The organism is Janthinobacterium sp. BCJ23, from assembly GCF_059617945.1.
Genome location: NZ_JCAQAW010000007.1, coordinates 285,682 through 296,721, shown reverse-complemented (window position 1 = coordinate 296,721; position 11,040 = coordinate 285,682). Strand labels below are relative to the sequence as shown.

At 66.0% G+C, this 11,040-nt stretch carries 10 protein-coding genes; 4 read left to right on the top strand and 6 right to left on the bottom strand.

The window, feature by feature from the left end; all coding sequences use genetic code 11:
- Nucleotides 1–1,604 (top strand): autotransporter domain-containing protein (locus AC54AG_RS21620; protein WP_496631549.1); only part of this gene is annotated, 1,604 nt, incomplete at its 5' end.
- A 72-nt stretch (nucleotides 1,605–1,676) separates the two neighbouring features.
- Here the strand turns inward: AC54AG_RS21620 and AC54AG_RS21615 are convergent.
- From AC54AG_RS21615 to AC54AG_RS21590, 6 genes are all read right to left on the bottom strand, one after another.
- Nucleotides 1,677–2,705, bottom strand: a complete 1,029-nt coding sequence (locus AC54AG_RS21615) for an acyl-CoA dehydrogenase family protein (RefSeq protein WP_331778072.1) — start codon at nucleotides 2,703–2,705, stop codon at nucleotides 1,677–1,679.
- Between the two features lie 128 nt (nucleotides 2,706–2,833).
- Nucleotides 2,834–3,442 (bottom strand): hypothetical protein, encoded by a 609-nt coding sequence (locus AC54AG_RS21610; protein WP_331778071.1) that lies wholly within the window; start codon nucleotides 3,440–3,442, stop codon nucleotides 2,834–2,836.
- Between the two features lie 141 nt (nucleotides 3,443–3,583).
- Nucleotides 3,584–5,647 carry a methyl-accepting chemotaxis protein gene (locus tag AC54AG_RS21605; protein ID WP_496631548.1) on the bottom strand — a complete coding sequence of 688 codons (2,064 nt, stop codon included), beginning with the start codon at nucleotides 5,645–5,647 and terminating at the stop codon, nucleotides 3,584–3,586.
- A gap of 57 nt (nucleotides 5,648–5,704) precedes the next feature.
- Nucleotides 5,705–6,496, bottom strand: coding sequence for a TorF family putative porin (locus tag AC54AG_RS21600; protein ID WP_496631547.1), 792 nt, complete (start codon nucleotides 6,494–6,496; stop codon nucleotides 5,705–5,707).
- Nucleotides 6,497–6,736: 240 nt separating this feature from the next.
- Nucleotides 6,737–7,150 carry a hypothetical protein gene (locus AC54AG_RS21595; RefSeq protein ID WP_496631546.1) on the bottom strand — a complete coding sequence of 138 codons (414 nt, stop codon included), beginning with the start codon at nucleotides 7,148–7,150 and terminating at the stop codon, nucleotides 6,737–6,739.
- A gap of 81 nt (nucleotides 7,151–7,231) precedes the next feature.
- Nucleotides 7,232–7,933 carry a FadR/GntR family transcriptional regulator gene (locus AC54AG_RS21590; protein ID WP_254798325.1) on the bottom strand — a complete coding sequence of 234 codons (702 nt, stop codon included), beginning with the start codon at nucleotides 7,931–7,933 and terminating at the stop codon, nucleotides 7,232–7,234.
- 151 nt (nucleotides 7,934–8,084) lie between these two features.
- On the opposite strand from AC54AG_RS21590, the gene AC54AG_RS21585 reads away from it, so the two are divergent.
- From AC54AG_RS21585 to AC54AG_RS21575, 3 genes are read left to right on the top strand one after another with little or no spacing between them, the layout of a single operon-like run.
- Nucleotides 8,085–8,876 carry a (Fe-S)-binding protein gene (locus tag AC54AG_RS21585; RefSeq protein ID WP_219327466.1) on the top strand — a complete coding sequence of 264 codons (792 nt, stop codon included), beginning with the start codon at nucleotides 8,085–8,087 and terminating at the stop codon, nucleotides 8,874–8,876.
- Nucleotides 8,873–9,589, top strand: coding sequence for a LutC/YkgG family protein (locus AC54AG_RS21580; RefSeq protein ID WP_496631545.1), 717 nt, complete (start codon nucleotides 8,873–8,875; stop codon nucleotides 9,587–9,589). The genes AC54AG_RS21585 and AC54AG_RS21580 overlap by 4 nt, the downstream gene beginning before the upstream one ends.
- Nucleotides 9,586–11,031, top strand: a complete 1,446-nt coding sequence (locus AC54AG_RS21575; RefSeq protein WP_496631544.1) for a LutB/LldF family L-lactate oxidation iron-sulfur protein — start codon at nucleotides 9,586–9,588, stop codon at nucleotides 11,029–11,031. Before AC54AG_RS21580 ends, AC54AG_RS21575 begins: the two co-directional genes overlap by 4 nt.
- Nucleotides 11,032–11,040 lie beyond the last annotated feature (9 nt).

Sequence of the window (11,040 nt, the reverse complement as noted above, 5' to 3'; positions counted from 1 at the left end):
CAGGCATCAACACCAGCGGCGAGATCAACATCGGCTATACCTTGTCGAATGCGTTCGGCACCTCGGCGCCGGTGACGTCGACCATTACCGTCAATCCGATGCCGCAAGTGCTCAGCCAGAGCGTCACGGTGGTGGCCGGCCTGACGGTCACTGTCGACCTGACGGCGGGCGCCACGGGCGGCCCGTTTACGGCGGCGAATGTGCTGAGTGTGGCGCCGGCCGAAGCGGGCAAGGTGGTGGTGCGCGATATCGGCACGGCCGGCAAGCCGTCGTACCAGCTGAGCTTTGCGGCCTCGGGCAAGTTCGCCGGCGCGGCCGTCGTCAGCTACACCCTGAGCAATGCGTATGCGACCTCGAAACCGGGTGTGGTGAATGTGACCGTGACGGCGCGGCGCGACCCGTCGGTCGATCCGGAAGTGATCGGCCTGCAGGCGGCGCAAGCGGACGCGGCACGGCGTTTCGCCAGCGCGCAGCTGTCGAACTTCACGCAGCGCCTGGAAAGCCTGCATGGCGATGGCTGGGGAAGGTCGAGCTTTGGCCTGAGCCTGACGCCGCCGAACGACAGCGGCAATCCGACGGCGGCGCTGGCGCGCTGGCAGGCGGACGAAGCGGACCGCGTGTTCGGCACGGCCGTCAAACCGTTCATGCGCAAGGCGGCCTTGCGCCAGCATGACGCCGGTTTCAGCGGCGAGCGGCAGCAGGTCGATGTCAGCGGCGCTACCAGCGGCTTGCCGGACATGCCGCAAAAGCCCGATACGCAGAAGCAGGCCTTAGCGCTGTGGCTCGGTGGCGCGGTCGATTTCGGCCAGCACTATGTGAATGGCCGCGACACGGGCTTCCGCTTCCGCACCAATGGCGTGAGCGTGGGCGGCGACTACCGCCTCAGCGACCTGGCGACTTTGGGCGTCGGCGCCGGTTTCAGCCATGACCGCAGCGACGTGGGCCAGAACGGCAGCCGCAGCACGGCCGACAGCGCCGTGGCGGCCGTGTATGGCAGCCTGCGTCCGAGCAAGGGCGTCTTCCTTGACGGCGTGCTTGGCTACGGCACCTTGCAGTACGACGCTTCGCGCTACCTCGCCGATGGCAGCGGTTTCGCCACGGGCGAGCGCGACGGCAAGCAGGTGTTCGGTGCGCTGGTCGGCGGTATCGAGATGCGCCATGACACCTGGATGTGGTCGCCGTACGGCCGCGTGGAACTGATGTCGGCCAAGCTCGATCCGTACATGGAAAAGGCGGCGGGCATCAACGCCCTGAGCTACTTCAAGCAGACCGTGCGATCGCGCATCGGCGCGCTCGGTGTGCGGGCCGAAGGCATCTATGTGGGCGGCCTGGGCACGTGGTTCCCGCGCGCACGGCTCGAGTACCGGCACCAGTTCCAGGGCGCCGATGATGCGCGCCTGGCATATGCCGACCTGGTGGCCGAAGGCCCCGTGTACGTGATCCGCACGGTGCCGCAGCAGACGGGCAACTGGGCGGCGGGCCTGGGCGTCAAGCTGCTGCTGTCGAACGGCATGACCATCACGCTGGACTACAACAGCAATCTGAACATCGATAGCGGACGTACCCAGTCCGTGATGTTCGGTATCGCGATGCCGCTCAAGTAATCATCCAGTCAGACTAGTCCTGATCGCCGGCCCGGAGTCCATCCGGTCCGGCGATTTTTTGTCTGCGCGCCCTCACAGCGTCCACGGATGTTCTTCCGCGCCGGCGACGATGCCGCCCAGCACGGCCTGGTCGCGTTCCGCATGGCTCTGGCGCAGGAAGACTGGCAGGTCGGCCGCCAGGCGCGCGAAATGGGCATCGCGGCACAGGGGACCGGCACCCAGCGCGCGCGTGGCCAGGTGCAGCACCAGGGTGGCCGCGTCTTCCACGGCCAGGCGCAGGCGCAGCGCCAGGGCCATGGCGTCGCGTTGCGGATGCGCGTCGATCTCGGCAGCGCCTTCGCGCAGCAGGGCGCCGGCCGCGCGCAGGGCGCAGTCGATCTGGCCCAGTTGGGCCAGGCGCACGGGATCGGGGGCGGCGTGCTGCGCGCGCGCATGCAGGTGGCTGGCGATGGCGCAGGCGGCGCCATACCACGCGGCCGCGATGCCGGCGCTGCCATGCCAGTAGCCGGGCCGCTCAAGATAGGCGCCTGGCGCGCCGACGGGAAAGACGCGCGCAGCGGAAAAGGTCACGTCGACGCTGGCGCAGGCGCGCATGCCGATGGCTTGCCAGCCTTCGTCCGTGACGCGCACGCCGGGCTGCGACAGGTCTACGGTGGCCAGGCAAGCCTGGTGAGCGTCGTTCCAGCAGCTGATCAAGGCATGGCTGAGGCCATGTGCGCCGGCACACCAGGCCTTGCGCCCGTCGAGCACATGGCGGCCATCGGCCATCTGCCGCAAGCGCACGCGCGCGTCCGGCATGTCCGCGCTCCAGACGCCCCAGCTGCTGCCGGCCGGCGCGCCGGGGCCGCCGAGTTCCGCTAGGATGGCCAGCGCATCCGTATGGCCTTCGTACAGCTTGAGCAGGGACAGGTCGATGGCGGCGATGGCGGCCAGCATTTGCCAGCGCCGCAGGGTGGCGCCGTGGCCGGGCAGCGGCAGCTGGTCCAGGCCCGCGTCGCGCAGGCGCCGCAAGCCGTCGATGGGGGTGAAGGCGCTGTCCTGCGGCGGCAAGAGGGTGGCCAGCGCGGCGTCGGACGGCAGGGAGAAAGCGTTGGTCGACATGGCAAGCTCCTTTTTTAACAGGATAGCTTTCTGCTTTTGCAATGTCTGTTCGATTCTACACCTACCCTCGCTGACGGGCTCGAGGCCATGAAGCAGCAGGGCCGTGGGCCCCGCAGCCAGTCACGCGCTTATTTTTTCACGTACAGCATGTCGGGCTCATAACTGCTGCCGTTATGCGATAAGGTGTAGAGCTTGTTGTCGCGCAAGAGGATGCCGCCTTTAATGGTTTGCGCCGGGCGCATGCCTTCGTCGAGCAGGCAGGTGGAGCCGCCTTCATATTCGATGCACCATTGCTGTTTGCCATCTTTCTTCACGTATTGCACGCCAGGTCCCGTGACGTTGAAGGTATAGGCGGGCATGGACAGGTTCAGCTTGTCGATGCGCACATTGCTGGCGGCTCCATTCTCCGTCAGCTTGACGAGAACATCGGCCACGCCATCCGGTGTCGCGCTCATCTTTGCGGTCATGGTTTCCGTGCCCAGCAAGGTGCCGCTGCAGCCGGTCTTGAGATAGGTTTCGATGGTGGAGGTCAGTTCCATCGCGCCGCTGCCATCGGCCTTGGCTGCGACCACCATGGTCTGGCGTTCATGTTCGTCGCACGGCGCTTGCCAGGTACCGACGTAGGGTGCCAGGGTCGAGCCTGCATTGGAATTGCCTGGATCACTGCTGCCGCCACCGCCGCAGCCAGCCAGCAGTGCCGTGCTTGATGTCAGGAATATTGCCACGAATTTTTTCATGCTCCATCCTTTTATTCCGGCAAGCATGCGTGCCGTAGACGCGGCAACAGTATAAAAGGATGGATCAGGGGCAATTCTCACCGAATGTATTCGTGACTTGATATAGATCAAGGGCACTCGCAGCCGCCTGGCAAGACAGGCTTAAAACTCTTCCCAATCATCGCCGGCCGGCGCCTTGGCCTGCGCTCTTTCCGCGGGCGCCGGCTTGGCAACGCTCAGGCGCTTGGCTGGCAGCGGCGCTGATTTTTTCACCGCCGGCATTGCCTGCGGCGTCGTTTGCTGCTGTGCACCCAGCTTGAACACGCTGACCACCTCGGCCAGATGGCTGGCCTGGTCTTGCAGGCTTTCGGCGGCGGCTGCCGCTTCCTCGACCAGGGCCGCGTTCTGCTGCGTCACGCCATCCATTTGCGCCAGCGCCTGGTTGACCTGGGCGATGCCGTCGCTTTGCTCGGTGGTGGCGACGCTGATGTCGGCCATGATGGCGGTGACCTTGCGCACGCTGTCGACCACCTGTTCCATGGTGGCGCCGGCTTCGTCGACGAGCTTGCTGCCGGCCGCCACCTTGCCGACGGAGTCGTCGATCAGCAGCTTGATTTCCTTGGCGGCCGCCGCCGAGCGTTGCGCCAGGTTGCGCACTTCCGTGGCGACGACGGCGAAACCGCGGCCCTGTTCGCCCGCGCGCGCCGCTTCCACGGCCGCGTTCAAGGCCAGGATGTTCGTCTGGAAAGCGATTCCGTCGATGACGGAAATGATATCGACGATCTTGTTCGACGAGTCGTTAATCGAGGTCATCGTTTCAATCACCTTGCCGACCACTTCGCCGCTCTTTTGCGCCACGCTGGAGGCGGATGCGGCCAGTTGATTCGCCTGGCGCGCATGGTCGGCGTTTTCCTTGACCGTGCCCGTCAGCTCTTCCACCGAAGCGGCCGTTTCTTCCAGTGAACTGGCTTGCTGTTCCGTGCGGGCCGACAGGTCGTTATTGCCTTGCGCAATTTCCGCGCTGGCACGCGCCACGTTGTCGGCACTGGCCTGCACTTGCAGCAGCACGGCGTGGATCTTTTCCACGAAGGCGTTGAAACCCTTGCCGATCACGGCCAGCTCGTCCGTGCCCTTGACTTCCAGCTTGACGCGCAGGTCGGCGTCGCCGCTCGACAGGTCCGTCATGGTGCGGCCCAGGGTACGCAGGGGGCGCGTCAGCTGGTTGACGACGAGAATCAAAATACCGGCCGTGGCCGCCGCGCACAGCAGGGCGACGATCAGGGTGTAGATCATCAGGTCGCGCGCCGAGGCCGTGGCCACGCTTTTCGGGAAATTCAGCTCCACGCTCCAGGGCGCGATATCGGGGTGTATCTGCAGCGGCTGCAGCAAATGGATGTAACCCTTGTCGTCCTCATATTCATACGGCTGGCCCTGGCGTACCTTTTCCAGGCCGGCGGCCGGCACGTCGTCGGCCTTCTTGCCCAGCCGCTCGGGCACGGGGTGGCTCGCGTACAGGCCGCCGTTCGAGATCAGGGCCAGCTTGCCGCCCTCGATCACTTTCAGGTCGGCGAGGATTTTCGCCAGGCGCGTAAGCATGAAGTCGGCGCTGGCCACGCCCTTGAAGCTGCCGTCGATCATGATGGGCGCCACCAGCGAGGCCATCAGTACATTCTTGCCATCGACGGGGTAGATGTACGGTTCCGTAAAGTAAGTCTTGCCTGTGCGCTTGGGCACGTCATACCAGTCGTTGGCGCCCGGTTTCGGGTCGAAGACGATGGGTTCGACTTGCAGCTTGCCGCCGGCGCCCCGCGTCCAGTAGGGCATGAAGCGGCCGCTGGCGTCGTAGTACGGCTTCTGGTTGGCGAAATCCGCATCCTTGCCGTCGAGCGCGTTCGGCTCCCACGTCACGGCCGAGCCCAGCAAGTCTTCCGAACTGGTCAATGTTGCCTTGGTCAGTTCATTGATCTGCTCGCGCTGCAGGGGCAGGCTGGCGCTCTTGGTGCCGCGCATGGCGCCGGCCAGGCTGGACACGCTGGACAGGTTGCTGGCGATGCGCGCCTGCAAGGCGCCGGCCACTTCGCGCGCCGACGTGCGCGCCAAGTCCAGCGCGGCCGCTTCGGCGCTCGCGCTGCTCTTGTAGCCGATCACGGCCGCCGTGACGCCGAGGCTGAGGACGGCGAGCGCGGTGGCGGCGACGCAGATTTTACTGTTCAGTGAGAGTTGCATGATGCTGTTCCTTGATGGGGAGGGGTATTGGTGTCATGGGCGTCGCGGGTGGCGCGCCTAGAACGTCTTGCTGATGGCCACGACCAGCGTGGTCGCGGCGGGATTCGACGTGTCGAACTGGCCGGCCGCATTCGGGATGCCCAAGGTGTAATGGTCGTAGGCATCGGTGGCGCCCCAGGCGCGCGTGACGGCGGCGCTGGCGCTCCAGCCGCCGTCGAAGGTCCGGGTGACACCGATCTTGGCGTCGCGCCAGTTCCAGATGGCGTTGCCTGTGCCCGCCACCCGGCCATTGCCGGCGTGCAGGTTCAAGGTCCAGGCATTGCCCAGGTCGACATTCGCGCCCACGTCCAGGTAGCCCGTGCCGCGCGCATTGCTGATGCCGAAGAAGTCCGGCGTGACCGTGCGGTTGTACTTGGCGTACAGCATCTTGTAGCTGAGGCCCAGCGACAGTTCGCCATAGTCGTACTTCACGCCCGTGGCGCGGTAGACGGCGCCCGGATACTTGTAATAGTAGGCCAGCACGCTGTAGCCGAGTTCACCGACCGTGCCGCTGTAGCCGCCGTACACGTCCCATTCGATGGTCGCATCCTCGATATAGCGGTCGCTGACGGTGGACGCCCACGTGCCCAGCGACCAGCCGCTCGGGTGCGCATAGTCGGCCCCCGCCTGCAGCGCCGGCTTGCCCCAGGTCTGGCGAAAGCCGCGCGAGATGTATTGCGATGTGAGACTGGCATTGGCGGTAAAGGTGGCGGCGGGGCTGTCCGTGGTCTGCGCCTGCACGGGCAGGACGGCCAGCAGCAGGAGGCAGCCGAGCAATGGTGTTGCAGGAAAATGGTGGTGCGATGGCATGGCAGTCAGCTCCGTATTTGCTGGCAGCGGCCGTTCAGGCGCGTTGCCCTGATGGTTGCAATAAAAATGCGGAATGGACTTTTTGGGAGGCAAGGCGATGCCGCTTGCATGCTCGCATGAACACGCACACATTCTCACCAAACGTAACTGAAAGGATAGGGGCTGGGGCTAGTGGAAGTCAACAAAGTTGCGTAGAGGAAAGCGTAAGTTGTTGTTTCCTGGCACTTTTTCATGCACCTGTCATCTTGCTGGTGCGCCCCGGCTGGCTGCCTGTTGCAAGCCAGCCAGCAAGCCGGGCAGGGCCGCATGCAGGGTTGGCAAGTCATCTGCCTGCAGTTCAGCTTGCATTTCCACCTGGCCCGATGGCTGGCCCCAAACGACCTGGGCGCTGAGCCGGGCGCCCGCATCGAGGCCCGTGACGCCGACCAGCAGGGCGACTTCCTCCGGGGCATCGTCGTGCACGTCTGCGAGCAGGCAGGAAATGCCGAAGTGATAGTCCTGGAAGGCGCTGGCCGTGCCGCTGGAAAAGGCGAAGACCGAGGCGAGCACCCGTGGCGCGGCGGCCGCTAGTGGTGGCAGGGCGGCGCGAAACAGGGGCAGCAAGTCGTTTTCCAGCTGGAGCACCAGCGGATGGGTGTGGACGAGGACGGTCATGGCAGGAGGGATCAGTGGGCGGCGCGCGATGTTAGCAGTTTTTGCGGCCGCTGTGCGCAGGTACTGGTCCTACCAGTGGCCTCAATCGTCATCGCTGGTGACGCGCGTGCGCACGAAATCGATGTGGCTTTGCATGGCCGTGCGCGCTTCCTCTGGCTGGCTGGCGCAGATCGCTACGCACAGGGTGCGGTGCTGCGACAGCAGCTGCAGCGAAGTGGCGTCGTCCTGCTGGCGCAAGCCCGTGCCATTGATGGTGATGTGTTCGCGCAGCATGCCGATGATGCTGGTGTGCAAGTGCAAAAACATGGTGTTGTGCGACGCCTGGGCGATGACTTCATGCAGGCGCGCGTCGGCCTGCGCCTCGCCGTGCTTGTCGTCGCTGGCGCGCGCCTGTTCCAGCTCGGCCAGCAGCGCCATGATCTGCGCGCGCTCGTCCCCGCTGGCCCGCTGCGCGGCAAAGTACGCCGTCGCCCCTTCCAGCACGCGGCGAAATTCCAGGATGTCGTCGCGCAGGGCGGGGTGGTCGGCCACCAGCTGGCTCCACGGCGAAGCCATGCCGGTGCGCAATTGATCGGTCACGAACACGCCGGCGCCGCGCCGGCTGCGCACGAGGCCCCGCGCCGCCAGCCGCTGCACCGCTTCGCGCACGGTGTTGCGCGAGACGGCATATTGCTGCGCCAGCAGGCGTTCGGCCGGCAGCTGCGCGCCCGCCGGCAAGCTGCCGTCCAGCAGGGCCGTTTCCAGCCTGCGCATCACCATCTCGACCCTGCCCCGCGTTTGCATGCCTGTCGCCATCGATGTCTTCCGGTGTTGTTTTAAAGTGGTCCGAGCAATTTGAAGTGGCTTGCGGAAGCTGGAATTATGCGTGAACCGGTCATTCTTAACAACACACAGCGGCGCCGCAGCAACACACAGAGCGCCGGGGAGACAACGCATGCAGCCAGACCCGCGCCAGCCACGCCACTATCCATCGCCACCGCCGCAGGTGTACCTGTTCGCCACCTGCCTGGTCGACCTGTTCGTGCCACAGGCGGGGCTCGATGCCGTACGCCTGCTGGAGCGGGAAGGCTTGCTCGTGCATTATCCGCGCGGCCAGAGCTGCTGCGGCCAGCCCGCTTACAGCAGCGGCAATCCGGAACAGGCGCGCGCCGTGGCCCGCGCCCAACTCGATCTGTTCGCGCAGCCGTGGCCCGTGATCGTGCCGTCCGGTTCCTGCGCCGGCATGATGCGCCACCATTGGCCGCAGCTGTTCCAGGACGACCCGGTGGCCGGCCCCAAGGCCTTGGAGCTGGCCGAGCGCGTATATGAACTGAGCGAATTTCTCGTCTGCGTGCTGCAGCTCGACCTGGCCGGCATGGGCGCCGCCGCGCAGGCCGATGAAAACGTGGTGCTGCATACCTCGTGCGGCGCGCGCCGCGAAATGGGTACGCGCACCCACGGCGTGGCCCTGGTCGATGCCTTGCCCGGCGTGACGCGCATCGAACACCAGCGCGAATCGGAATGCTGCGGCTTTGGCGGCACGTTTTCATTGAAGCACCCCGATATTTCCGGTGCCATGGTCAGCGACAAGATCGCCTCAGCCTGCGCCACGGGCTGCGACCGGCTCGTCTCGGCCGACTGCGGCTGCCTGCTCAATATCGGCCACGCCGCGCAGCACCAGGGCGCGCCGCTACCCGTCGAGCATATGGCCAGCTTTTTGTGGCGCCGTACGGGAGGCGCGGCATGAGCGCGATCCTGACCGCCCGCGAACGCATGCTGGGACGCCTGCGCGCCGCCGCGCCCGCCGCACCCGAAGCGGTGGAGCTCATCGATACGGCCATCGACCAGCACTACCTGGCGCGCCGCGCCGCCGCGCCGCTGCCGGCACGGGACAGGATCGCCGCCATGCAGGCCGCCTTGCGCGTCTCGCACGCGCAAGTCGACTGTGTGAGCGTGGACACCTGGCCCGCCCTGCTGGCGCAGCGCCTCGGTGAACACGGCGTGCGCCGTTTGCTGCTCGATACCGGCAGCGCCGAAGGGCAGGCCTTGCGCGCCGCCTTGCCACCTGCGGTGGAGACGCTGTCATTCACGCGTCCGCTGGCGCAGTGGAAAAGTGAACTGTTCGACACCGTCGATGCGGGTTTCACCATCGCGCGCTCCGGCATCGCCGCCACGGGCACCCTGGTCATCGCACCCGATGCGGCCACGCCGCGCACGGTGTCCCTGGCGCCCCCTTTGCATATCTGTCTTGTGTATGCGAGCACCCTGCATGTGGACTTGCACGCGGCGGCGCGCGCCGAGCGCTGGGCGGACGGCATGCCGGCCAACCTGGTGCTGGTGTCCGGCCCCTCGAAAACGTCCGATATCCAGCAGACGCTGGCCTATGGCGCGCATGGCCCGCGCTGGCTGTGGGTGCTGATCATCGATGATTTATCTGCCGATAAAGGAGGCCAGCCATGAACGCCAAGCCCCTGCAATTCGTCAAGCCGGCCGATTTCCATGCGCGCGCCCGCGCCGCGCTGGACGACCCGAAACTGCGCCAGAGCTTTCGCGGCGCCATGGATTTTTTACAGGACAAGCGCAAGACGCAATTCCCCGACGGCGACGAACTGGAACGCCTGCGCGACATCGGCGAAGCCGTGCGCCAGCACGCGCTGGCGCGCCTGCCCGATTTGCTGGTGCAGCTGGAAGACAAGCTGACGGCGTCCGGCGTGCAGGTGCACTGGGCCGAAGATGGCGAGCAGGCCAATGCCATCATCCACGCCATCGCCGAAAGGAACCGGGCGACGCGCTTCATCAAGGGCAAGTCGATGGCCAGCGAGGAAATCGAGCTCAACCACTACCTGGAAGCGCGCGGCATGACGTGCCTGGAATCGGACATGGGCGAGTACATCGTGCAACTGGCCGGCGAAAAGCCGTCGCATATCGTCATGCCGGCCATTCACAAGACGAAGGCCGACATCGCCGGCCTGTTCGCCGAGCATATCCCCGACGCGCCCTACACGGAAGATGTCGACAGCCTGATCCAGACGGGGCGGCGCGCCCTGCGCCAGGCCTTCGTCGACGCCGATATCGGCCTGTCGGGCGTGAACTTCGCGGCGGCCGACACAGGCACCTTGTGGCTGGTGGAAAACGAGGGCAATGGCCGCTTGACGACGTCTGTGCCGGACGTGCACATCGCCATCATGGGCATGGAAAAAGTGGTGGCCAAGCTCGAACATATCGTGCCACTGACCAGCCTCCTGACGCGCTCGGCCACGGGCCAGGCCATCACCACGTATTTCAACCTGATTTCCGGCCCGCGCCGCGCCGGTGAAAAAGATGGGCCGCGCGAAGTGCACCTGGTCTTGCTCGACAACGGCCGCAGCCAGGCCTACGCCGACGAGCAGCTGCGCGCCACCTTGCAATGCATACGCTGCGGCGCCTGCATGAACCACTGTCCCGTCTACACGCGCATCGGCGGCCACGCCTACGGCACCACGTATCCGGGGCCGATCGGCAAGATCATCTCGCCGCATTTGCTGGGACTAGCTGCGACGGCGGATCTGGCCACCGCATCGAGCCTGTGCGGCGCCTGCGGCGAAGTATGTCCCGTACGCATTCCGATTCCACAGCTGCTGGTGCGCCTGCGCACGGAAGCGAACCGCAATCCGAACGAGGAAGTCAGCCATCCGCTGCGCGGGCAGGGCGCCAAGTTCAGCCGCAGCGAAAGCCTGATCTGGCGCTTCTGGAGCGGCGCCTTCGCGCGCCCCGCCAGCTACCGGCTGTTCCGCTGGGCCGCCACGCGGCTGCGCATGCTGACGCCGCGCGCGCAGCTGGGCTGGACGCAGCACCGCAAGCCATTGACGCCGGCGCCGCGCAGCCTGGCCGACCTGCTCAATGCACGGGGGCAGGAAGAATAGCCCGTTCCC